Annotated in this window: 19 protein-coding genes and 1 pseudogene; 12 read left to right on the forward strand and 8 right to left on the reverse strand. The window is 68.6% G+C overall.

The window, feature by feature from the left end; all coding sequences use genetic code 11:
- Positions 1–61 precede the first annotated feature (61 nt).
- The 5 genes from mksB to PM1_RS26210 all read left to right on the forward strand — a co-directional run bounded on the left by mksB (position 62) and on the right by PM1_RS26210 (position 7,571).
- Entirely contained in the window at positions 62–1,339 is a 1,278-nt protein-coding gene (gene mksB, locus PM1_RS26190; RefSeq protein WP_009617402.1) for an Mks condensin complex protein MksB, read from the forward strand.
- Positions 1,329–2,048 carry an Mks condensin complex protein MksE gene (gene mksE, locus PM1_RS26195; RefSeq protein ID WP_009617400.1) on the forward strand — a complete coding sequence of 240 codons (720 nt, stop codon included), beginning with the start codon at positions 1,329–1,331 and terminating at the stop codon, positions 2,046–2,048. The genes mksB and mksE overlap by 11 nt, the downstream gene beginning before the upstream one ends.
- Entirely contained in the window at positions 2,045–4,882 is a 2,838-nt protein-coding gene (gene mksF, locus PM1_RS26200) for an Mks condensin complex protein MksF (RefSeq protein ID WP_009617398.1), read from the forward strand. Before mksE ends, mksF begins: the two co-directional genes overlap by 4 nt.
- Positions 4,883–5,004: 122 nt before the next feature.
- Entirely contained in the window at positions 5,005–6,012 is a 1,008-nt protein-coding gene (locus PM1_RS26205; RefSeq protein ID WP_009617396.1) for an iron ABC transporter substrate-binding protein, read from the forward strand.
- On the forward strand, positions 6,012–7,571 hold the full coding sequence (locus PM1_RS26210) for an ABC transporter permease (protein WP_009617394.1): 1,560 nt from the start codon (positions 6,012–6,014) through the stop codon (positions 7,569–7,571). The genes PM1_RS26205 and PM1_RS26210 overlap by 1 nt, the downstream gene beginning before the upstream one ends.
- A gap of 399 nt (positions 7,572–7,970) precedes the next feature.
- Here PM1_RS26210 and PM1_RS26215 read toward each other — a convergent pair whose 3' ends face one another.
- The 4 genes from PM1_RS26215 to hrpB form a co-directional block, all read right to left on the reverse strand.
- Positions 7,971–10,274, reverse strand: a complete 2,304-nt coding sequence (locus PM1_RS26215) for a PqiB family protein (RefSeq protein ID WP_009617391.1) — start codon at positions 10,272–10,274, stop codon at positions 7,971–7,973.
- Positions 10,267–10,887 (reverse strand): paraquat-inducible protein A, encoded by a 621-nt coding sequence (locus PM1_RS26220; protein ID WP_009617390.1) that lies wholly within the window; start codon positions 10,885–10,887, stop codon positions 10,267–10,269. Before PM1_RS26220 ends, PM1_RS26215 begins: the two co-directional genes overlap by 8 nt.
- Positions 10,874–11,530, reverse strand: coding sequence for a paraquat-inducible protein A (locus PM1_RS26225; protein ID WP_009617388.1), 657 nt, complete (start codon positions 11,528–11,530; stop codon positions 10,874–10,876). The genes PM1_RS26220 and PM1_RS26225 overlap by 14 nt, the downstream gene beginning before the upstream one ends.
- Positions 11,531–11,648: 118 nt before the next feature.
- The gene (hrpB, locus tag PM1_RS26230; protein WP_009617386.1) at positions 11,649–14,168 is read right to left on the reverse strand and encodes an ATP-dependent helicase HrpB; all 2,520 of its coding nucleotides are present in this window, start codon (positions 14,166–14,168) and stop codon (positions 11,649–11,651) included.
- A gap of 167 nt (positions 14,169–14,335) precedes the next feature.
- Between hrpB and PM1_RS26235 the strand changes: the two genes are divergently transcribed.
- The 3 genes from PM1_RS26235 to PM1_RS26245 are packed head-to-tail and all read left to right on the forward strand — an operon-like array spanning position 14,336 to position 16,162.
- Positions 14,336–14,752 carry a hypothetical protein gene (locus tag PM1_RS26235; RefSeq protein ID WP_009617385.1) on the forward strand — a complete coding sequence of 139 codons (417 nt, stop codon included), beginning with the start codon at positions 14,336–14,338 and terminating at the stop codon, positions 14,750–14,752.
- A gap of 1 nt (position 14,753) precedes the next feature.
- Entirely contained in the window at positions 14,754–15,269 is a 516-nt protein-coding gene (locus PM1_RS26240) for a DinB family protein (RefSeq protein ID WP_009617384.1), read from the forward strand.
- 2 nt (positions 15,270–15,271) lie between these two features.
- On the forward strand, positions 15,272–16,162 hold the full coding sequence (locus PM1_RS26245) for a cation diffusion facilitator family transporter (RefSeq protein WP_009617383.1): 891 nt from the start codon (positions 15,272–15,274) through the stop codon (positions 16,160–16,162).
- Here PM1_RS26245 and PM1_RS31255 read toward each other — a convergent pair.
- Positions 16,155–16,673 (reverse strand): annotated as a pseudogene (locus PM1_RS31255) (DUF6515 family protein); the annotation flags it as partial. The gene PM1_RS26245 and the pseudogene PM1_RS31255 sit on opposite strands and share 8 nt — an antisense overlap.
- A 105-nt stretch (positions 16,674–16,778) precedes the next feature.
- Between PM1_RS31255 and PM1_RS31260 the strand changes: the two are divergent.
- The 3 genes from PM1_RS31260 (at position 16,779) to PM1_RS26260 (ending at position 18,921) form a co-directional block, all read left to right on the forward strand.
- A complete protein-coding gene (locus tag PM1_RS31260; protein WP_052058986.1) occupies positions 16,779–17,231 on the forward strand; it encodes a hypothetical protein in 453 nt (150 codons plus the stop codon).
- Positions 17,232–17,716: 485 nt separating this feature from the next.
- Positions 17,717–18,196, forward strand: coding sequence for an Lrp/AsnC family transcriptional regulator (locus PM1_RS26255; protein WP_009617381.1), 480 nt, complete (start codon positions 17,717–17,719; stop codon positions 18,194–18,196).
- A 521-nt stretch (positions 18,197–18,717) separates the two neighbouring features.
- Positions 18,718–18,921 (forward strand): DUF2788 domain-containing protein, encoded by a 204-nt coding sequence (locus PM1_RS26260; RefSeq protein ID WP_009617380.1) that lies wholly within the window; start codon positions 18,718–18,720, stop codon positions 18,919–18,921.
- 7 nt (positions 18,922–18,928) lie between these two features.
- Here the strand turns inward: PM1_RS26260 and PM1_RS26265 are convergent, their stop codons facing one another.
- Positions 18,929–19,537 carry a pseudouridine synthase gene (locus tag PM1_RS26265; RefSeq protein ID WP_009617379.1) on the reverse strand — a complete coding sequence of 203 codons (609 nt, stop codon included), beginning with the start codon at positions 19,535–19,537 and terminating at the stop codon, positions 18,929–18,931.
- A gap of 97 nt (positions 19,538–19,634) precedes the next feature.
- Here PM1_RS26265 and PM1_RS26270 point away from each other — a divergent pair, with 97 nt between their 5' ends.
- Complete coding sequence (locus PM1_RS26270) at positions 19,635–20,681, forward strand: MBL fold metallo-hydrolase (RefSeq protein WP_024128131.1); 1,047 nt, start codon at positions 19,635–19,637, stop codon at positions 20,679–20,681.
- 300 nt (positions 20,682–20,981) lie between these two features.
- Here PM1_RS26270 and deoC read toward each other — a convergent pair whose 3' ends face one another.
- Together deoC and amn are read right to left on the reverse strand one after the other, a co-directional pair.
- Positions 20,982–21,740, reverse strand: coding sequence for a deoxyribose-phosphate aldolase (gene deoC / locus PM1_RS26275; protein WP_009617377.1), 759 nt, complete (start codon positions 21,738–21,740; stop codon positions 20,982–20,984).
- Between the two features lie 84 nt (positions 21,741–21,824).
- Positions 21,825–23,300 carry an AMP nucleosidase gene (gene amn / locus PM1_RS26280; protein ID WP_009617376.1) on the reverse strand — a complete coding sequence of 492 codons (1,476 nt, stop codon included), beginning with the start codon at positions 23,298–23,300 and terminating at the stop codon, positions 21,825–21,827.
- Positions 23,301–23,449 lie beyond the last annotated feature (149 nt).

The raw sequence follows: 23,449 nt of genomic DNA on the forward strand, positions 1-23,449 counted from the left end.
CCGCCGCGGGCGAACCTTTGCAGTACAATCGCCCCCTTTACCCGTCAACAGCGGCTACCCGATGATCGACCCCCGACGCGTACTGCGCGCCCTCGCCGAACACTGGGCCCTGCTCGAACCGCTCTGCGAGCGCTTCGACAGCGGCACCCTGGCACTGGCGGAGCTGCGCCTGCAACTCACGGCGCAGTTGCCCGAAGGCAGCCCGGCGGACGTCACCGCCCTGCTCGACCAGTGGATCCGCCTGGACATCCTGGTGCCGGTGGCCAAGAGCCCCAACCGCTTCGAGCTCAACGCCCAGATCCACGACTTCCTCGCCTACCTGCGCCACGAGCACCGCCTGGGCCTGTGCCTGGAGATCGAGGCCTACCTGCGCCACCTGGAGCGCCTGGCCGGCTACATCCGCGACGCCTTCGAGGTGCGCGACGGCAACGACCTGGCGCGCCAGCTGCGCCTGCTCGACATGCGCGTGCGCGACGTGCTGAAGAAGCTGGCCAACGACGAACAGGCGCTGATCGCCGTGGCCGAGCGGGCCAAGACCAGCGACCGGCAGATTCCCCTGCGCCAGCGCTACGCCGAGGTCCTGGCGACCTGGGACGAGTACGTCGAGCCGATGATCCAGTTGGTCTCCGCCGACGGCGCCTTCGAGCAGGGCGTGCGCCGCGTCGAGCAGGTGCTGCTGCGCCTGCTGGGCGAACAGCAGCGTCTCGGCCAGCTGGTGGACGACGACCAGCTGCTGCGCACCCACGCGCGCATCCTGGAGATGCAGACCACCGCCCAGCTCACCCTGCGCCGCGCCCGCGAACTGCTGCTGCCGCTGCGCGAGGAAGCCCGCCGGCACAACGCGATCACCCGCGGCGCCGCGCTGGCCCTGTCGGTGATCCGCCGCAAGGGCATCGACGCCGTGCCCCAGGCCTCCCTGCCGCTGTTCACCCGGCCGCAGAGCACCTTCCTCGGCAGCGCCTCGCAGGTGGAAAGCTACGTCTTCGCCCTGGCCCGCTTCGAGCCCAAGCCGGCGCACTTCCCCAAGGCCACCGGCAAGCGCGGCGGCGACGGCCCGCGCAACGCGCCACGCACCGCGCGGGAGATGCTCGAGCGCTGCCAGGCCGCCCTGCCGCTGCCGGACCTGATGGTCTGGTTGCTGGAGCAGGAGCCCGAGGGCGCCACCGACGAACTGCTCTACTGGTTCTCGCGCCTGTCGCGCGACGGCCGCTTCCAGCGCGAGCGCCTGGAGCGCCGCGACTACGATACCGCCCAGCACAGCGTCAGCCTGTGCTCCTTCGCCCTGCTCGCCGCCCCGAGCGGCAAGGCCGACAAAGCGAGCGAACCCCATGCAAATTGATCTTTCCGAACTGACCCAGCTCGGGCCCATCTTCCGCGAGCTGTTCAAGGGCTTCCACATCAGCCGCCGCGACCCCGAGCTATACAGCCAGCTGTCCAACCAGCAGGACCAGTACCGCGCGCTGTTCCGCTCGCTGGGCTTCGAGCTGGTCTGCGACACCCGCGGCTTCTACTACTTCGTCCCCGAGCAGATCGGCGCCCAGGTCAACAAGACCGCCCAGCGCCTGGCGCTGTTCACCTTCATCCTGGTGGAGCACCTGGCCGACCAGGGCCGCGACCCGCTGGCCGTGCTCGACGGCGGCAGCATCGGCCGCGACGAGCTGCCGCCGCTGCTGGAGAAGTACCGCGACCTGTTCCTGCAGGCCGAGGTGACCACCCAGGAAGAACTGGAAGAGAAGGTCATGCGCCGGATGACCCAGCTCGGCTTCGCCGCCGAGGACAACGGCGTGTACCGCTTCCTGCCGCCTGTGCACCGCTTCCTCGACGTCTGCCTGTCGGTGCAGCAGGACCGCGACCTGGCCGCCAGCCTGCACGCCAAGGACCTGGCCTACGTCGCCCCGGCCCTGGCCGAGGAGGACGAAGAGCCGATCGTCAGCCTGGAAGAACCCGCCGAGCCGGCCGCGCCGCTGGTTGAAGAAGCGGAAAGCGAGGAAGACGCCCTCGCCCGCGCCATCGCCGAAGAACAAGCCGACATGGAGGCCCAGGCATGACCCAGGAACGCTACGGCATTCGCCGCTTCGCCCTGCTCAACACCGCCGGCTACAGCCTCGGCGTGTTCCCCCTGGAGCAGCCGTTGTCGGTGTACGGCGCCAACAACCTCGGCAAGTCCGCCTCGATCAACGCGCTGCAGTTCCCGATCCTGGCGCGCATGTCGGACATGAGCTTCGGCAAGTACAGCCTGGAAGCCTCGCGCAAGTTCTACTTCGCCACCGACACCAGCTACATCCTCATCGAGCTGGAACTGCCCCACGGCCGCCACGTCATCGGCTGCGGCGGGCGCGGCCCGGGCGGCGGCTTCGGCCACCAGTTCTTCGCCTACCAGGGCGAGCTGGACCTTGAGCACTACCAGAAGAACGGCACCTGCCTGCGCCTGCGCGAGCTGTATGCCAGCCTGGAGCGCGCCGGCCTGAAGGCCTACGAGCTCAAGCCCGACGAACTGCGCCGGCTGCTGGTCGGCGGCCACACCTCGGTGCCGCTGGACCTGACGCTGATCCCGCTGCGCTCCACCAGCGAACAGAGCCTGAAGACCTTCCGCTCGCTGTTCATCAACCTGCTGCACATGCGCGAGATCACCGCGGCCAAGCTCAAGCAGCTGTTCCTCGACGCCTTCGAGCACAGCCTGCGCTCGGGCAGCGTCGACTACATCGCCGCCTGCGAGGAAGCCTTCCGCGACGTGCGCCGCATGGAGGGCGACTACCAGGCCCTGGTCGCCGCCGGCCCGCTGGTCGAGGCCCTGGCCAACGGCGTGCAGCAGCGCGAATTCCTGCGCGGCAAGATGCACCGCCTCTCGCCGCTGCTCGACAACCTGCTGGGCACCTGGGAAGACTACGCCGGGGCGCGCAAGGAAGAGCTGGTGATCCAGGCCGAGCACTACCGCAACGAGCAGGACGGCCTGCAGAACGAACAGCGCGGCGGCACCGCCGAGCTGATGCGCCTGGAGCGCGAGATCAGCGAGATCCAGCGCTGGATGGGCGAGCTGGCGGTGCTGAAGAACCGCTTCGCCCTGGTCGAGGACGCCAAGGTCCTGGAGCAGCAACTGCTCGCCGCCAAGGACGCCCACGACGAGCTGGCCGGCGCCCTGGCCCACTCGCGGCAGTTCTCCAGCGAAGACCTCGACGAGCGCGTGCGCGACCTGGAGAAGCGCGTGAAGAGCGTGCGCCAGCAGCTCGAACACGCCGACAACAACAGCTATGCGCGCCTGCGCGAGGAATTCTCGCAGCAGGACGTGGAGCGCCTGATGCGCCTGTTCAACGGCGCGCTGTTCAGCCTGCCGCTGGGCGACAAGGGCGTGAGCCTGGACGAGGACGGCCAGTGGGTCGGCAGCGTCGAGAAGATCCTCGACGCCTTCAAGGGCGAGCGCTTCGAAGTGCCCGGCCTGAGCATCGACCTGTCGCACATCGAGCCGCCGGCGCTGCAGGCCCTGGCCGACCGCGCCGCCCTGCGCGACCAGAAGGAGCGCCTGGAGAAGGAGCTCAAGCAACTCAGGACGCAGCAGGCCGTGGCCGCCGACCGCCACGCCAGCAAGGCCCAGGCCGACAAGCTGTACCAGGACGTGCTCGACGCGCAGAAGGCCCTGGAAGACTTCCGCCGCAGCGAGACGCTGAGCGCCGAGGAGCCGGCCAAGCTGGAAAAGCTCGCGCAGCTGGAAGCCACCCAGGACGAGCTCAAGCGCTCGGCCGACGCCTTCACCGAGCGCGTCCAGCAGCTCTCCGCCAAGCTGCAACTGGTGGGCCGCCAGTTGGCCGACCTGGAAGCCAAGCAGCGCACCCTCGACGACGCCCTGCGCCGCCGCCAGCTGCTGCCCGCCGACCTGCCGTTCGGCACGCCGTTCATGGAGCCGGTGGACGACTCCCTGGACAACCTGCTGCCGCTGCTCAACGACTACCAGGACACCTGGCAGCAACTGCAGCGCATCGACGGCCAGATCGAGGCGCTGTACGCCCAGGTGCGCCTGAAGGGCGTGGCCAAGTTCGACAGCGAGGACGACCCCGAGCGCCGCCTGCAACTGCTGATCAACGCCTACGCGCACCGCACCGACGAGGCCCTGACCCTGGCCAAGGCACGGCGTGCGGCAGTGACCGACATCGCCCGGACGCTGCGCAACATCCGCAGCGACTACGACAACCTCGAGCACCAGCTGGCGCTGTTCAACCGCGAGATCAACAAGCGCCAGGTGTCGAACCTGCAGAGCTTCCGCATCGTGCTGGCGCCGAACAAGGAAGCGCTCAAGCACATCGACCAGATCATCCACAGCGCCGGCCAGTACGAGGAAGGCGAGAACCTCTCGGTGTTCGACCTGACGCAGAGCGCCGAGCAGGATGCGAAGAACGAGGAAGCCAAGGACTACCTGTCGCGCCTGGTGGCGGCGAACAACAACCAGTTGGGCCTGAAGGACCTGTTCGAGCTGGCGTTCGAGATCACCAAGGTCGGCGGCCAGCCGATCGTCCACACCGACATCGACGGCGCCGCCTCCAACGGCACCACCATGACCATCAAGGCGCTGACCAACATGTACCTGTTGCTGCACCTGATGGACCGCGAGCAGGCCGGGCGCATCCGCCTGCCCTACTACCTCGACGAGGCCGCCGACATCGACGAACGCAACCAGGCCGCGCTGCTGGAAACCAGCCTGCAGCTGGGCTTCGTGCCGATCCTGGCGAGCGTCAAGCCGCAGGTTTCGGCGCAGGTGGCCATCGACCTGGAAGGCGGCAGCGGCCCCAACGGCATCTACATCGACGAGGCCGACTGGAAGTTCATCCGCCGCCGCGAACTGGCCGTCGACCACCCCGCCGCCACGGCCGAAGAGGCCGCGGAGCCGGCCTGAGCGCCCCCGCCGCCGGCGCGCAGCCGGCGGCGGCATTCATGAGCAGGCTATGGAGTTTGGCCGGAAAGGCCAGGTTACATATAATGGCTTGCATTCTCATTGGCGACACCACGGGAGTTTCCATGTCTGTTCGTCTGCTCGCCGGCGTCAAGGGCGCTGTCCTGGCCTGCCTGCTCGGCGGCCTGTCTCTGCACGCCGCTGCCGATCCGGTCACCCTCACCCTGTACAACGGCCAGCACGCCGCCACCGGCATCGCCATCGCCAAGGCCTTCACCGACAAGACCGGCATCCAGGTCAAGATCCGCAAGGGCGGCGACGGCCAGTTGGCCAGCCAGATCACCGAGGAAGGCGCGCGCTCGCCGGCCGACGTCATCTACACCGAGGAATCGCCGCCGCTGATGCGCCTGTCCGGCGCCGGCCTGCTGGCCCCTCTGGACGCCGGTACCCTGGCCCTGGTCGAGGCGCAGAACGCCGGCGGCAAGGGCGACTGGGTGGGCATCACCGCCCGCGCCCGGGTGCTGGCCTACAACCCGAAGAAGATCGACGAGAAGGACCTGCCCAAGAGCCTGATGGACCTGTCCGACCCGCAGTGGTCCGGGCGCTTCGGCTTCGTTCCTACCAGCGGCGCCTTCCTCGAACAGGTTTCCGCGGTGATCAAGCTCAAGGGCCGCGACGCCGCCGAGGACTGGCTCACCGGGCTGAAGGCCTTCGGCTCCATCTACACCAACAACGTCACCGCCATGAAAGCCGTGGAGAACGGCGAGGTCGACATGGCGCTGATCAACAACTACTACTGGTACACCCTGAAGAAGGAGAAGGGCGAGCTGAACTCGCGCCTGTACTTCTTCGGCAACCAGGACCCGGGCGCGCTGGTCACCGTCTCCGGCGCCGCCGTGCTCAAGTCCAGCCAGCACCCGCAGGAGGCCCAGCAGTTCGTCGCCTTCATGCTCAGCGAAGAGGGCCAGAAGGCCATCCTCAGCCAGTCCGCCGAGTACCCGCTGCGCAAGGGCATGCAGGCCGACCCGCAGCTCAAGCCGTTCGCCGAGCTGAACCCGCCGCAACTCAGCCCCGCCGACATGGGTGAGGCCAAGGACGCGCTGGACCTCGAACGCGACGTCGGCCTGAACTGATGTCCATCGCCGCGCCCGTGGTCCAGGCCCGCGGCGGCCACGGGCGCAAGGCGCCGCTGTGGCTGCTGCCGCCGGTGCTCCTGCTCGCCTTGCTGGCGGCGCTGCCGCTGTTCTACGTCGCGGCCAAGGCCTGGGACTCGGGTTGGCACCTGGCCTGGGAACTGCTCTGGCGGCCCTACGTGTTCCGCCTGTTCGGCAACACCCTCAAGCTGCTGGTGCTGGTCACCGTGCTCAGCGCCCTGCTCGGCCTGGCCTGCGCCTGGCTGGTGGAGCGCAGCGACCTGCCCGGGCGGCGCTACTGGAACGTGCTGCTGTGCCTGCCGTTCGCCATCCCCTCCTTCGTCAGCAGCTTCACCTGGGTGTCGCTGAGCCCGGCCTACGAAGGCCTGGGCGGCGCGGTGCTGGTCATGGCCATGTCCAAGTACCCTCTGGTGTACCTGCCGCTGGCCGCCACCCTGCGCAACCTCGACCCGTCGCTGGAGGAAAGCGCGCGCATGCTCGGCGTGTCGCGGCGCCAGGTGTTCTGGCGGGTGACCCTGCCGCTGCTGCGCCCGACCCTGGCCGCCACCAGCCTGCTGGTGGCGCTGCACATGCTGGTGGAGTTCGGCGCGCTGTCGATCCTGCGCTTCCAGACCTTCACCACGGCGATCTACCAGGAGTTCGAACTGGAGTTCAGCAACGCCACCGCGGCCATGCTCTCCTCGGTGCTGCTGGCGCTGTGCTTCCTGCTGCTGTGGCTGGAACTGCGCATGCGCGGCCGCGGCCGCCTGGTGCGCACCGGCCAGGGCAGCGCGCGGCAGGCCGAGCGGGTGCGTCTGCACGCCTGGAAATGGCCGCTGCAACTGCTGCTGGTGGCGCTGGTGGTGATCGGCACCGGCATCCCCATGGCCATGCTCGGCTACTGGCTGCTCACCGGCGCCTCGGCGGCCTTCCCGCTGCTGGAGATCGGCCAGTCGCTGCTGTCGTCGCTGTCGCTGTCCTTCGGCGGCGCCCTGCTCGGCTGCCTGCTGGCGCTGCCGGTGAGCATCCTGGTGGTGCGCTACCCCGGCCCGCTGGCGCGCTGGGCGCAACGCCTGCCCTACCTGCTGCAGGCCCTGCCGGGGCTGGTGATCGCCCTGTCGCTGGTGTACTTCGCCCTGCACTACGTGCCGGACCTGTACCAGACCAGCGCGCTGCTGCTGATCGCCTACGCCCTGCTGTTCCTGCCCCTGGCCCAGGCGCCGATCCGCGTGGCCCTGGAAAAGGCCTCGCCGCAACTGGAAGAAGCCGCCCGCACGCTGGGCCAGACACCGCTGCGCGCCTTCCTGCGCATCACCCTGCCGATCATCTCGCCGGCCATGGGCGCGGGGTTCGTGCTGGTGTTCCTCGACAGCATGAAGGAGCTGACCGCCACCCTGGTGCTCGGGCCTACGGGGCTGACGACCCTGGCTACGGCGGTGTGGGTGCATACGTCGACGCTGGAATATGCGGCGGCGGCGCCGTATGCGGCGTTGCTGATTCTGATCTCCGGGGTGCCGGTGTACCTGCTGACGACTCGGGCGGCGCGGAGCGGGCGCTGAAGGCGGAAGCGCTTTCGTAGGAGCGAGCTTGCTCGCGAACCAAGCTCCTTGTGACATAGACGCGATGGGACACTCCGCCCCCTCTCCCTAACCCTCTCCCTGAAGGGAGAGGGGACCATTGGGCAGACGCTGGTGCTCCTGAGTCAGCCGGCAACACCGAAAGCTACCGGCTGAAACCATCACTTCTCTCGGCACGGACAAGCCCCCTCTCCCTTCAGGGAGAGGGCTGGGGAGAGGGTGCTCTTTGAGCCAAACACCAAGCCGCCTGTTGTTCGCGAGCAAGCTCGCTCCTACGAAAATCAAAAGCCCCGCACGCCCTAAACAAAAACGCCCCGCCGGTCTCCCGGCGGGGCGCTTGGCCTCGGATAAGCGGCGTATAACCGCGAACGGTTATACGCCCTACTCGCCCACCGCCTTCCCCAACGGAATCTTCGGCGCCCACTGCAGCCACTCGTCCTGGTACTCGTCGAACAACGCAAAAGTCTGCCCCGGCCGCGCCGCAGCGCCCATCTGTGCATTGTCCGGCGTAGCGAAGGCCACGCCCCCGGCGAGGATGGTCTCGAAGGACTCGGTACGCACCTTCACCCCCTTGAACAGCCCGGCATCCACGCCCACCCCGCTGGTGTTCCAGAAGCGGCTGCCGGTGCGCACCAGGGGCGCGTAGCGCGGTTCGATGAGGATGTGGATCAGCACCCGGTCGCCCTGCTCGCCCAGTTCGAAGGAGGTCACCTTGCCCACCTGCACCTCGCGGTAGGTCACCGGCACGCCGGGCTTCAGCGAGCCACGGCGGGCGGCGCTGAGGGTCAGGCGCAGGCCGTCGGCGTCGAGCAGGCGGTTGGGCTGCTGCGCCAGCAGGTTGAAACTGTTCTGCGCCGGGCCCGGCTTGGCCGCCGGCAGCACTTCGATGTACGGGCCGCTGACCAGGGTGCCGAGGTTCTCCGCGCCGCCCAGGCCGAGCTGCGCCGAGACCACCCAGAAGCGGCTGCCCTGGCGGGCGATGCTGTCCTGGGCCTTGATCAGGCGCGCCTTGAGCACCACGCCGCCGAGGTCGCGGCTGAGGTCCACCTGTTCCACGCGGCCCACGTCCAGGCCGCGGTAGCGGATCACCGTGCCCTCGCGCAGGCCGTCGGCCGAGTCGGCGCGCAGCTCGATCAGTTGGCCCTTGGCGTGGGCGCTGTCCTCGCTGTCGTAGAGGGCGAAGCGGCGCACCTTGGTGACGGGCGCGGCCTTGGGATCGGGGGTGTCGAAGGCGATGCCGCCGCTGATCAGCGTCTGCAGCGATTCGCTCTTGAACTTGATGCCGTTGAGGTCGCCGCTCAATGTCACGCCGCTGACGTTCCAGAAGCGCGTCGAGGTGTTCACCAGGGCTGCGTATTCAGGCTCGATGTGCACGCCCACCACCACCCGCTGGCGATCGCGGGACAGCTGGTAGCTCTGCACGGTGCCGACCTTCATCTGCCGGTAGAGGATGGGCGTGCCCACCTCCAGCGAGCCCAGGCGGTCGCTGGTCAGCACCAGGTGCAGGCCGGGCGCGTCCAGGTTCAGCGGCGGCGCCTTCGGGCGCACGGTGAACTCGCGGGTGGGTTCGCCCGCCTTGGAGAAGCGCACGGCGATGTAGTTGCCCTTCACCAGCGCCTCCAGCCCGGTGATGCCGGCCAGCGAGATGCTCGGCTTGACCAGCCAGAACTCGCTCTTGGCGTTGAGGAACTCCTCGGTGCGCGGGTCCATGGACAGGGTGGCGGTGGCGCCGTTGAAGTCCTTGTTCATGTCGATGGCCTTCACCGTGCCCACCTGCACGCCGTTGTACATCACCGGGGTGCTGCCGGCGGAAAGGCCGCTGACGTCGTCCACCTTCAGGCGCACCGCCAGGCCCGCCTGGGCGGCGTCGTAGTCCTCGTAGAGGCGGAACGGCTTGGTCGGGTCGGTGGGCGGGCTGTCCGGGTAGCTGTCCGGGGTGGCGAAGGCGATGCCGCCGGCGGCGATGCTGGCCAGCGACTCGGTGCGCAGCTTCAGGCCGCTGAGGCTGCCGGACAGGGTGATGCCGCTGGCGTTCCAGAAGCGCGTGTGCTTGCGCACCAGGTTGGCGTAGGCCGGCTCGATGTGGATCTTCACCTCGATGGTCTTCTGGTCGTCGGCCAGCTGGTAGCTCTTCACCTGGCCGACCTGGATCTGCCGGTAGTAGATGGGGCTGCCCTGCTCCAGCGAACCCAGGCGCTCGGCCTTGAGCATCAGGTGCAGGCCGGGCAGGCTGTCGGACAGCGGCGGCGGCTCCTTGAGCGCGACGAAGTCGTGGTTGAGCTCGCCCTTCACCGGGTCGACGGCGATGTAGTTGCCCGACACCAGTGTCTCCAGCCCGGTCACCCCGGCCAGGGACACGCGCGGCTTGACCAGCCAGAAGCGCGTGCGCTTGCTCAGGTACTCGATGCTTTCCTTGCGCATCTCGACCACCGCGGTGACGCCCAGGGTAGGCTTGTTCACGTGCAGGTCGACGACCTTGCCCACGGCGATGCCCTTGAAGATCACCTCGGTCTTGTTCGGCTGGATGCCATCGCCGCTCTCGAACTGGATGTTGATGGTCACCCCGGCCTGGTCGTAGGCGCGCCAGGCCAGCCAGGCGCCGATGGCCAGGGCGATCAGCGGCAGGATCCAGATCGCCGACCAGTTGGTGGTCTTGCGCAGTTTCGGGGTGGGGAGTTCACTCATCGTCGTTTTCCGCGTCCGTGTTATCCCAGATCAGCCTGGGATCGAAAGTCACTGCCGCCAGCATGGTCAGCACCACCACAGTGGCGAAGGCGGCTGCACCGAGGTTCGCCTCGATGCTGGCCAGGTTGCCGAAGTTCACCAGGGTCACGAGGATGGCGATGACGAAGATATCGAGCATCGACCAGCGACCTATCCACTCGATGAAGCGGTACATCAGGATGCGTTGCCGCGCCGACATCGGCTGGTGGCGCTGCACCGAATAAAGCAGCAGGGCGATGCCGACCAGCTTGAAGGTCGGCACCAGGATGCTGGCGACGAACACCACCGCGGCCACCGGGATCATGTCCGCGTGGATCAGCTCCACCACCCCTTCCATGATGGTCGCCGGGGTGCCGCTGCCGAGGAAGTTGACGGTCATGATCGGCAGCAGGTTCGCCGGGATGTAGAGGATGGCCGCGGTGATCAGCAGCGCCCAGGTGCGGGTGAGGCTGTTCGGCCGCCGCGCGTGCAGCACCGAGCCACAGCGCGAACAGTGCTGCGGCTCTTCGTCGGTGGCGCGGTTGAGCTGGTGGCATTCGCCGCAGGTCAGGATGCCGGCGTCAATGGCCCTCATCGTCGAACTCCCCGGCCAGCGATTCCCACACCTGGTGGCGCGACATGGTCACCTCCAGCCATATCTGGCTGAGCAGCAGGCCGATGAAGCAGGCCAGGCCCACGCCGATGTGCAGTTCGGCCATGTCGATCAGCTTGACGATGGCCACCAGGATGCCCATCAGGTAGACCTCCAGCATGCCCCACTCGCGCAGGTGCTGGTACCAGCGCAGCAGTTGCATGGCCTGCGCGCGCGCCACGTCGAAGCGCAGGCTGCAGAGGACGAACAGCTGGCACAGCAGCTTGGCCAGGGGAATCACCATGCTGCACAGGAACACCAGCACGGCCACTCCGTGCATGCCCGAGGCGTACAGGCCAAGCACCCCGCCCCAGACGGTGTCGATACCGACCTGGCCGAGGATGTCGATCTTCATGATCGGCAGGAAGTTGGCCGGGATGTAGAGGAAAAGCGCGGTGAGCACCAGCGCCATGGCGCGGCGCACCATGTGCGGCCGGTGGATTTCCAGCTCGTAGCCGCAGCGCGGGCAGACCGAGCGGCTGCCCGTGGGGACCGGCTCGCGGCGCATCAGCAGGTCGCATTCATGGCAGGCGATCAGCTGCTCCAGCGGCAGGTCTTGCAGCGCACGGCTGTCGGTTTCGGACATGGGGGGACTCAGGATGGTTTGTGCCTATTGTAGACGAGGCGGCCCCCGCGGCGCTGCGCCCGCAGCGCCTCGGAATCGGCCGAAAAGCCGCTCGCGGGGCTTGCCGTAGACGGCATTTTCAAGTCTTGCGCGGCTTGGCCCGTGCGGTGGGTTCGGCGATCAGCGGATCGTCCGGCCAGTAGTGCTTGGGGTAGCGGCCCTTGAGGTCCTTCTTCACCTCGGCGTAGGTGCTGCGCCAGAAGTTGGCCAGGTCCTGGGTTACCTGCACCGGGCGCTGCGCCGGTGACAGCAGGTGCAGTTTCACCGCCAGGCGGCCGCCGGCGATGCGCGGGGTATCGGCCAGGCCGAACAGCTCCTGCAGGCGCACCGCCAATACCGGCGGGAATTCGCTGTAGTCCAAGCGGATGTTCGAGCCGGACGGCACCTGCAGGGTGCGCGGCGCCAGCTCGTCCAGGCGTTGCGGCAGCGGCCAGGGCAGCAGGCCGTGGAGGATGCCGGGCAGCTCCAGGTTGGCGAAGTGGGCCAGGCGCGAGACCTTGCCCAGGTACGGCAGCAGCCAGTCCTCCAGGGAGGCCAGCAGGGCCGCATCGCTAACGTCCGGCCACTCGCTCTCGCCCTTGCTTTCCAGGTCGAGGCGGCGCAGCAGATTCACCCGCGCCTGCCACTGGCGCAGTTCCGGGGTCCAGGGCAGCAGTTCCAGGCCCTTGCGTCGCACCAGGCCGAGCAGCGCGCGGCTGCGGGCTTCGGCGTCGAGGCCGGGCAGCGCCTCGCGGCTGAGCACCAGTTCGCCGACCTTGCGCTGGCGTTCGGCGCGCAGCACGCCTTCGCGCTCGTCCCAGTCCAGTTCGTCGTGCACCCTCACCTGCTCGGCCAGCACCGAGTCGAACAGCGCCGCGTCCAGAGCGGCGGCCAGGTAGATGCGCTCTTCGCGCTGGCCCTGGCGGCTGCCGAGGTCGGCGACCACCAGCCAGGGCTCCTTCATCAAGGCATCAGGCTCGCCGAACTGCGCAGCGCGGCCGTTGGCCAGGCGGTATTCGCCGCCGCCATCGCGACGTTGGCGGGCCACGCGGTCGGGGTAGGCGAAGGCCAGCAGCGCGCCCAGCCAGCGCGGGTGGTCGGGATCGGCCACCGCTTCGCTCGGCTTGCCGCGCAGGTAGCCGCGGAACTGCCGGGCCAGTTGCTTGGCCCGTTGTACTGCGCCGCGACTGGCGCGGTTGCCGGCCGACTCTCCGGCAAGCAGCGCCGTGCGTTCGTGCAGGTCGGCGCCAGCGCCGCGCAGGATGTCGCGTTCGCCCAGCAAGGCGGCGACGTCGCAGGCCAGGCTGCCCAGGCCCAGCGCCTGGCCGCGCAGCAGCAGGTGGGCGATGCGCGGGTGCGCCGGCAGTTCGGCCATGGCCTGGCCGTGGGCGTTCAGCGCGCCGCTGTCGTTCAGTGCGCCGAGACGCGCGAGCAGCTCGCGGGCCTGGGCGTAGGCCGCGGCCGGCGGCACGTCGAGCCAGGCCAGTTCCTCCGGCGCCACGCCCCAGCGGCCCAGTTGCAGGGCCAGGCCGGCGAGGTCGGCCTGGAGGATTTCCGCCGTGCCGTAGGCCGGCAGTTGCTCGTGCTGCGCCTCCGACCACAGCCGGTAGCACACGCCCGGCTCCAGGCGCCCGGCGCGGCCGGCGCGCTGGGTGGCCGAGGCGCGGGAGATGCGCTGGGTCTCCAGGCGGGTCATGCCGCTGCCCGGGTCGAAGCGCGGCACCCGTGCCAGGCCGGCGTCGACCACCACGCGCACGCCGTCGATGGTCAGGCTGGTCTCGGCGATGTTGGTGGCCAGCACCACCTTGCGCTTGCCGGCCGGCACCGGCTCGATGGCGGCGCGCTGGGCGGACAGTTCCAGCTCACCGTGCAATGGGCACAGCAGCACCTCGTCGCGGCCGGCCAGGGCCTCGCCCAGTTGCTCGGCGACGCGGCGGATCTCGGCCTGCCCGGGGAGGAACACCAGCAGGCTGCCGGGCTCGTCGGCCAGGGCCTGGAGCACCGTCTGCACCACCCGCGGCTCGACGAATTCGCCAGCCTGCCAGGGCCGGCCCCAACGCAGCTCCACCGGGAACATGCGCCCCTCGCTGCGCACCACCGGCGCCTCGCCGAGCAAGGCGGACAGCCGCTCGCCCTCCAGGGTGGCGGACATCACCAGCACCTTCAGCGGCGTGTCGCGCAGCAGCTCGCGGCCGTTCAAGGTCAGCGCTAGAGCCAGGTCGGCGTCCAGGCTGCGCTCGTGAAATTCGTCGAAGATCACCAGGCCCACGCCTTCCAGCGCCGGGTCGTCCTGCAGGCGGCGGGTGAGGATGCCCTCGGTGACCACCTCGATGCGCGTCTTCGGCCCCACCCTGCTGTCCAGGCGGATGCGGTAGCCGACCGTCTCGCCGACCTTCTCCCCCAGCTCCGCGGCCAGGCGCTCGGCCGCGGCGCGGGCGGCCAGGCGGCGCGGTTCGAGCATGAGGATGCCCTGCCCGGCCAGCCAGGGCTCGTCGAGCAGCGCCAGCGGCACCCGGGTGGTCTTGCCGGCGCCAGGCGGCGCCTCCAGCACGGCCTCGTCGCGCTCGCCCAGGGCCTGGCGCAGAGATGGCAGAATGGCATCGATGGGAAGGGCATTCATGGCTATATTTCATCCACCCTTAAGCACGCGGAAACAACGAACCGGCGATTATAACGGCGAACCACGACCGACCCGCCGCAGTCCTATGCAACAAGGGCGGCGGCCGACGATAGAGGCCCCTGCGCCGCATTGATATAGTTGCCCGAAGCCTATTCCGGAGGTTCTAGATGCGTCTTGCCACCCGAGTTTCCTGCGCGGTTCTCAGCGCAGCCCTGCTGAGCCAACTGGCCGCCTGCGGCACCCTGTTCTACCCCGACCGCCGCGGCCAGATCGACGGCCGCATCGACCCGGCCATCGCCGTGTTCGATGCCATCGGACTGTTGTTCTACATCATCCCGGGGCTGATCGCCTTCGGCGTAGACTTCGCCACCGGAGCCATCTACCTGCCGGACGAAAAATACTCCGTCGCCCCCGAGAAACTGCACGAGGCGGTCGGCGCCGACGGCCAGGTGGACCGGACTAAACTCAAGGCAATCATCGAACGCGAGACCGGCCGCGCCCTGCCGCTGGACGACCCACGCCTGATCCAGCGCGTCGGCAACCCGCAGCAACTGGCCAGCCTGGGGCTCAAGCTGGAGGGCTGACATGCACGCGGCACTGGGGCGCCACCTGGAAAAACTCCTCGACTACCACCTGTGGGCCCACGAGCGCATCCTCGAGGCCGTCGCGCCCCTGGACGAGGCCGCCTACCGCGAACCGCGCGGGCTATTCTTCGGCAGCCTGCACGGCACCCTCAACCACCTCGCGGTGGGCGACCGCATCTGGCTCGATCGCGTCGAGGGCCGGCCCTGGCAGTTCACCCGCCTGGACAGCGAGGCCGCGCCGGACCGCACCGCCCTGGCCGACTTCCTCCGCGAGGGCGTACAGGGCTGGAAACAGTGGCTGGCCCGGCAGGACGAGCGCGACCTCGGCAAGCTGCTGGAATACCGCAACATGGCCGGCCAGGACCACCGCCAGAGCCTGGCCGACATCGTCCAGCACCTGGTCAACCACGGCACCCACCACCGCGGGCAGATGAGCGCCGCGCTCACCGCCCTCGGCCAGCCGGCGCCGCTGCTCGACTACATCTATTTCCTGCCGCAACGCCAGGACACCCGCTGAACTTGGACAACCGACGCGCCCGCCTGCTGCACCTGGCCACCAGCGCCTCGCTGGCGGCGGCCGTCACCCTGGTGGTGGCCAAGGCCCTGGCCTGGTGGCACAGCGGCTCGGTGAGCCTGCTGGCCGGCCTGACCGACTCCCTGCTCGACGGCGCTGCCTCGCTGCTCAACCTGCTGGCGGTGCGCTATTCGCTGCGCCCGGCGGACGACGACCACCGCTACGGCCACGGCAAGGCGGAGTCGCTGTCGGGCATGGGCCAGGCGCTGTTCATCTCGGTCAGCGCGGTGCTCATCGGCTCCCAGGCGCTGGACCGCCTGCAGCACCCCGAACCGCTGGGCGCCACCGGCTGGGGGATCCTGGTGATGCTGCTGTCGCTGGCGCTGACCGCCGCGCTGCTGGGCGTGCAGCGCTACGTCATCAAGCACACCGGTTCGCTGGCGGTGCAGGCCGACTCGCTGCACTACCGCTCCGACCTGCTGCTCAACGGCAGCATCCTGGTTGCCCTGTTGCTGGCGCACTACGGCTTCCCGCGGATGGATGCGGTCTTCGGCCTGGGCATCGCCGCCTACATCCTCTGGAGCGCCGTGCGCATCGCCCGAGAGTCGGTGGCGGTGCTGATGGACGAGGAACTGCCGGCGGACGTCAGCGAGCGCATGCTCGAACTGGTGCGCCAGGTGCCCGGAGTGGTCGGCGCCCACGACCTGCGCACACGGATTTCCGGCGATCGCTGGTTCGTCCAGCTGCACCTGGAGCTGCCCGGCGACATGCGCCTGTCCCAGGCCCACACCCTGTGCGACCAGGCCGTGCTGGCGATCCGCGCCGAGTTCCCCCGGGCCGAGGTGCTGGTGCATGCCGACCCACTGGAAGTGGTGGGCCGGGAAACCATCAGTTGATGCTGTAGCCGCGCCCCTGCAGGCAACTGCCCAGCGCGCCGCGGTAGGTATCCACGGCCTGCTGCGACGGCGCGTAGCCGGCCATGGCCGGGTCGAAGCCGCTCTGCCCGACCGCCCAGGTGTGGCACTCGTAATGGTCCTGGGCCTGCTGCTGCGGGCTCTGCCCGTACATCGGGTAGGCGATCACGTCGTAGGGATTGCCCGTCGGCAGCGGGGCCTGCGCCACCTGCGGCGGGGGCGGCACCACCTCGTAGGTCTGCGAGGAATTGTCGAACAGGTAGTAGGTGCCGGCAGCGAGGAAGTACAGCATGCTGCCGAACCACAGCTGCTCGGCGTAGGACGGCAGGTAGCGCACCCGCACGCCGTAGGGCGGCGCCACCACCACGTAGCGCGCGCCATGGGGGCGGTACCAGTAGCCGTCGTTGAAGAAATAGTCGCTGCCGCGCCAGGGCACCCGGTAGTAGCCCGAAGGCACGCGGTCCACCACATAGCCCGGCCGCCAGTTCGACGGATGCGGCCCCCAGTTGCCGCCCGGGCGGCCATGCCAGGCATTGCCGGGCGCGGACGGCGGACGGCCCTGCCAGGAGCTGCCTCCGCCGGAAGGCCGGCCGGGGCCGTGGTCGTCATGACCGGCGGAAGGGCGACCCTGCCATTGGCCGTTCCAGTTGTTCTGGGGTCGGCCTTGGCCCTGATTGGCCTGGGGTCGGCCTTGCCACTGGCCGCCCTGATTGCCTTGCGGACGGCCCTGCCACTGTCCACCCTGGTTGCCTTGCGGACGGCCCTGCCACTGGCCACCCTGGTTGCCTTGCGGTCGACCTTGCCACTGGCCGCCCTGGTTGCCTTGCGGTCGGCCCTGCCACTGGCCACCCTGGTTGCCTTGCGGACGGCCCTGCCATTGGCCGCCCTGGTTACCTTGCGGTCGGCCCTGCCACTGGCCACCCTGATTGCCTTGCGGACGACCTTGCCACTGGCCGCCCCCATTGCCGCCACCATGCCCACCCTGTCCGCCATGGCCGTCCTGCCCGGGCCCCTGGCCTTCGGCGAAGACCTGGCCGGCGATGGCCAGTGACAGCAACCCAACGGATGCCAGACGCCAGATGCTCGACTTCATGAATGCCTCGCAGCGGCCTGCCGGCCGACCTCGCTCGTTTGCATGACAGATAGACAACCGCGCAGACCGCGCATCCCCGGGGCCAGGGTAAAGTCAAGGTAAAGGTCGGCGGGCAAATCGCAGGCAAGAAAAAAGGGAGGTCAGTGACCTCCCCTCGGGGAATTCGTCCTGGCTCGTCGCTTCTGGCGCCGGCTCACCTCGCTCCACCTTCTGGGCGGTGCGTAGCCCGGTGGCCTGGGCGACCCGATCGGGTCGGCAGGCCGCGATGCGCCTGATTGGGCGGATCGCCGTGGACGTATGGGTCCGGGCCGTGATTTCTGGAGCCATGTTACGGGGAGCGAAGCGGCAGCGGATTGCGAAGATTGCGCATCGAACTACCCATTGCGCAATAAATCACCAAGAATGTATAAAAACATGCAAGCCGATAAATTTTCGAGGCCACAATGAACAAACTGGACCGCTACGACCTGCGAATCCTCGCCGAATTGCAGCGCGACGCGCGTATCTCCAACCAGGAGCTGGCCGAACGCATCGGCCTGTCGCCCTCGCCCTGTTCGCGACGCGTCAAGCAACTGGAAGACGACGGCTACATCCTGCGCCAGGTCGCCCTGCTGGACAGCAAGAAGCTCGGCCTGAGCCTCACCGCCTTCGTCCTGATCGGCATGGACAGGCACACCCCGGAGCGCTTCGAGCACTTCCAGTCGATCATCGCCCAGTGCCCGGAGGTGCTGGAATGCAGCCTGGTCACCGGGATGGACGCGGACTACCAGCTGAAGGTGATGGTGCCGGACATGGAGCACTACCAGCACTTCCTGCTCGGCACCCTGACGCGCATCGAAGGCGTGACCAGCGTGCGGTCGAGCTTCGTGCTGCGCAACATCATGGCCAGCACCGAACTGCCGCTGGAGCACCTGCGCAGCTGACCCGGCAAATGTAGGAGCGCGCCCTGCGCGCGAATCGCGGGCAGGGCCCGCTCCTACAGGGGACCGGCGCGGCTGGGGCCGCGGATCTCATCCGCGATCCGCGCCGATACCTCCGGCAAACACAAGACCCGTAGGATGGCGTTGAGCGAAGCGATACCCATCACCACGACCGCATGGGTTTCGCCAAGGCTCACCCCATCCGTTGAGGCGCGCCTTGGCACAGCCGGCAAGACAGTTGCTCCTACCGTCCAGGCGGGCACGGCTCGCTCCTACGAAGGGCGTCCGCTGCGACAAATCCGCGCACCCCGCGTCCTGCCAGCGCCGCCCGGCGCTCGACTATTTCCCGCCGGGGCCGCTGCGGCGGGACTTCTTCGGCCGTCGCCGGCCCCGCGCGGGAAATTCTGCTCACTTTCTGCACAGCGCTGATCAACCGGCGACCAAGCCCTTATAATGCCGCCCGTCCTCGCGACCGCCGGACCTTCCGGCCCCCACTCAAGCGCCCGCGCCGGGCAGGAGCAGCAATGAACGAGAGTTTCGAAGACTGGATGATGTACGGGCTGGTCAGCGCCCTGGTCCTGTTCATGGCCTTCATCGTCTGGGACCTGGCCAAGAAGTCCAAGGCCGGACGCATGGGCACCATGGTGCTGTTCTTCGCCCTCGGCCTCGGCGTCTTCGGCTTCCTGGTCAAATCCTTCGTGGTCGCCGGCCTGGAAGGCGGTTTCTGATCCAGCCCTAGGGCTGCACCTCGCGCCACTCCCCCGGCTGCAGCCCGTCCAGGCCCCAGGGGCCGATGCGCACCCGCACCAGGCGCAGGGTCGGCAGGCCGACGGCCGCCGTCATACGCCGCACCTGGCGGTTGCGTCCCTCGCGGATCACCAGCTCCAGCCAGGCAGTGGGCACCGACTTGCGGAAACGCACCGGCGGCACCCGCTCCCACAATTGCGGCTCGTCGATGCGCCGCGCCTCGGCCGGCAATGTCGGGCCATCGTTGAGCTGCACGCCCTCGCGCAGGCGCTGCAACTGCGCCTCGTCCGGCTCGCCCTCCACCTGTACCCAGTAGGTTTTCGGCAGCTTGTGCTTGGGGTCGGCGATGCGCGCCTGCAGGCGGCCATCGTTGGTCAGCAGCAGCAGACCCTCGCTGTCGCGGTCCAGGCGCCCGGCGGGATAGACGCCGGGCACCGGCACGTAGTCCTTGAGCGTCGCCCTGCCCTCGCCATCGCTGAACTGCGTCAGTACGTCGAACGGCTTGTTCAGCAGGATCAGCCGCGGCTGCGCCGGCGGCGCCTTGGCGACACGGCGGGGAGCGGGACGGCGGGAGGTGGGACGAGGCGGACGGGGCATGGGCAAGAAACGGCAACGAGTCGGCGGAGCACAAGGATGGGCCGGCATGCTAGGTTGTGCCACCGTTCCCCCGCAAGAGCACGCAGAGCATTCCACCATGCCCAAGGCCCGTCGCTCCCCCTGGCTGATCACCCTGCTCAACCTCGCCGGCCGCCTCGGCGGCGGCTACAGCGGTCCGCAAAGCACGAACTTCGACGGCCTGCGCTTCCGCAACCTGGACGCCAAGCCGCACCACGGCTTCCGTGAATTCCTCAAGTGGCAGCTGGAGCGCGACAGGCAACTGGCCTGGATCGAACAGCCCGGCGCCGAACGCCGTCCGGAAACCCCGGCGCAGGTCAGCGGCGAGGAACTGCGCGTCACCTACATCAACCACGCCACCCTGCTGATCCAGCACCGCGGCCTGAACATCCTCACCGACCCGCTGTGGTGCGAGCGCACCAGCCCCTTCAGCTTCGTCGGCCCCAAGCGCCACCACCCACCGGGCCTGGCCCTGGACGAACTGCCGCCGATCAACCTGATCCTGGTCAGCCACAACCACTACGACCACCTGGACGTCGGCAGCCTGGGCGAACTGGCCCGGCGCTTCCCGCAAGCGAAGGTGGTGACCGGCCTGGGCAACGCCGAGCTGATCCGCGCCTGCGGCTTCGTCGACGTGCACGAGCTGGACTGGTGGCAGAGCCTGCCGCTGCACGAGGGCATGCTGCTCACCGGCGTGCCGGCGCAGCACTGGTCGGCGCGCTCGCGCTACGACACCAACCGCACCCTGTGGCTGGGCTTCGTGCTGAAATCGGCGGACGGCCCCGTGCTGTTCCCCGGCGACACCGGCCTGGGCCCGGAATTCGCGCTGATCCGCGAACGCTTCGGGCCGATGCGCTTCGCCGCGCTGCCCATCGGCGCCTACGAACCGCGCTGGTTCATGCGCCACCACCACATGAACCCGGACGACGCCGTGCAGGCCCACCGCACGCTGGAATCGCAGTGCAGCATGGCCATCCACTTCGGCACCTTCCGCCTCAGCGACGAAGGCCAGTTCGCCCCCGTCCACGACCTGGCCCGGGCGCTGGACGAACAGGGCGTGGAAAGCCAGGCGTTTCGTGCGCCAAAGCCGGGGGAGCAGTGGTTGGTGGGGCGGATGGGTGGGTGAAGGGGCCTAATGCTTGTTCGCGAGGGGAGTCTCCCGGAACCATTGGTGCCGACCTGAACGCCGCCCCTCTCCCCAACCCTCTCCCTGAAGGGAGAGGGGGCTAGTCCGTGCCAACGTTGAGAACGTGCCTCATGGAGAGATCAGGCGCTATGCGAGGCATCAGGGAGAGCTAAAGCACCGGCGCACGCCGAACAGCTCCCTCTCCCTTCAGGGAGAGGGCTGGGGAGAGGGTGCTCTTCGGGATAAACACCCGGCATCGCCGAGAGGCACCGTTCGCGAGCAAGCTCGCTCCTACACAAGTCACGCCTCCATTTCGCGCAACAGCTCATCGAGCAACCCCGAAGCCCCAAAGCGCAGATGCTCGGACGTGATCCAGTCATCCCCAAGCATCTCCTCCGCAATAGCCAAGTAGACCTCAGCATCGTCCAGGCTACGAATACCACCAGCCGCCTTGAAGCCCACCTTGCCGCCCGCCTCCACGATGCATTCCAGCATCACCCACACAGCCTCCGGCGTGGCATTCACCGCCACCTTGCCAGTACTGGTCTTGAGAAAATCGGCGCCACCGGCAATAGCTTCGCGACAGGCCGTGCGAATCAACTCGGGTTCACCCAACTCGCCGCTTTCGACGATCACCTTGAGCCGATGGTAGGGCCCGCACAGCGCCTTGCAGGCCCGGATCAGTTCCACCGCACCATCGGCCCGCCCAGCCTTGAGCGCCTTCCACGGATAGACCAGGTCAATCTCATCAGCACCCTCGGCAAGGGTGCGCCGCACTTCCTCCACCACCTCGGCCAAAGGCGCATCCCCGGCGGGAAAGTTGCACACACTGGCGACCTTCACCGCCCGCGCACCAAAGCCATTGAGCGTGCGCCGCGCCACATGCACGAAACGCGGATAGACGCACACCGCAGCCACCTCGCCATAGGGCGTCAACGCCCGGCGGCAGAGCTGGACGATGCGCGGCATGTCGTCGTCGGCGTTCAGCGAGGTCAGGTCGAGCAGCGACAGTACCCGCGCAGCGCGCTCGGCGCGGGTCGGTTGCAGGGGTTCAGCCATGGCGTCCTCCGGTTGCGGCCTTTGCGCCATCCTGCCACGGGCCCTCCCCGCGCGGGCGGGAAAGGGCCGTGGCCATGCGCCGGATCAACGGAACGGCGGCTCGTCGAAACTGCGCAGCTTGCGCGAGTGCAGCGAGTTGAGCTGGGTGCGCAGCAGGTCGACGGCGGCGATGCCGATCGCCAGGTGCTGGCTCACCGCGCGCTGGTAGAAGGCGCTGGCGGCGCCGGGCAGCTTGATCTCGCTGTGCAGCGGCTTGTCCGACACGCACAGCAGCGTGCCGTAGGGCACCCGCAGGCGGTAGCCCTGGGCGGCGATGGTGCCGCTCTCCATGTCCACCGCCACGGCCCGCGCCAGGTTGATCAGCGGGCGCTCCTGGGCCCAGTGCAGCTCCCAGTTGCGGTCGTCGTAGGTCAGCACGGTGCCGGTGCGCAGGCGCCGCTTGAGCTGCTCGCCGCGTTCGCCGGTAACCAGCGCCGCGGCCTCCTGCAGCGCCACCTGCACCTCGGCCAGCGCCGGGATCGGGATGTGCGGCGGCAGCACCCGGTCGAGGATGCCGTCGCGGCGCATGTAGGCGTGGGCCAGCACGTAGTCGCCGATGGTCTGCGACTGCCGCAGGCCGCCGCAGTGGCCGATCATCAGCCAGCAGTGCGGGCGCAGCACGGCCAGGTGGTCGGTGATGTTCTTGGCGTTGGACGGGCCGACGCCGATGTTGATCAGGGTGACGCCGTCGCCGTCGCTGGCGATCAGGTGGTAGGCCGGCATCTGGAAGCGGTGCCACTCGACGCCGGCGATGATGGCATTGGCTTCGCCCCGATCCATGTCGCGCTCGATCACCACGTTGCCCGGCAGCACCATGCGCACGAAGCGCGGGTCCTCGTGCAGGCGCTCCAGGCCCATGTGGATGAACTGGTCGACGTAGCGGTGGTAGTTGGTCAGCAGGATCCACGGCTGCACGCAGCGCCAGTCGCTGCCGGTGTAGTGCACCAGGCGGCGCAGCGAGAAGTCGGTGCGCGCCGCGTCGAACAGCGCCAGCGGCATGGGGTCGGCGCCTTCCCACTGGTACAGGCCGTCGGCGATGCCGTCGGAAGTGGCCGACAGATCGGTGCTGGGGAACACCCGCGCCAGCTCGGCGGCGGTCACGCCCGAGCCGGCCAGCTCGTCGCCCTGCTCCACCACGTAGGGATAGGGAATGTTCTGCTCGCTGGGGCCGACCTCGATGCGCACGGTGAAGTCTTCCATCAGCGGGCGCAACTGCTCCAGCAGGTATTTGCGGAAGGCCGCGGGGTGGGTGATGGTCACGGCATAGGTGCCGGGCGTCTGCACCTTGGCGTAGGCGCGGGTGGTCGAGGGCACCTCGCCCTGGCACAGGTAGGTCAGGCGAAGCTGCGGATAGCGGAACAGCGCGCGCTCCTCGGCGCCCGGCTGCTCGCGGGTCTTCAGGTAGCGCCGCAGAGCCTGGCTGAGCGCCCCGGTGGCGCGCTGGTGCAAGGCGGCAAGGCGGTCGACCGCTTCTTCTGCGGTATGGGCGACGACGAAAGCGTCGCCGAGCTCGGCATTCATGGTGGGCTTCCTGTCTGAGCGATCAGCTCCATCTTGCCTGCTTATTTGCAGGAAGGGGATGACTGAATCATGTCCTTGGTTCCCCATCCAGCCGGGAGGACTCCCACTGTGCGGGCAACCATTAAAAGACTATATTCAGTCCTTAACTC

Origin of the sequence: Pseudomonas sp. M1, from assembly GCF_022760135.1 — a bacterium.
Classification (GTDB): Bacteria; Pseudomonadota; Gammaproteobacteria; order Pseudomonadales; family Pseudomonadaceae; genus Pseudomonas; species Pseudomonas citronellolis.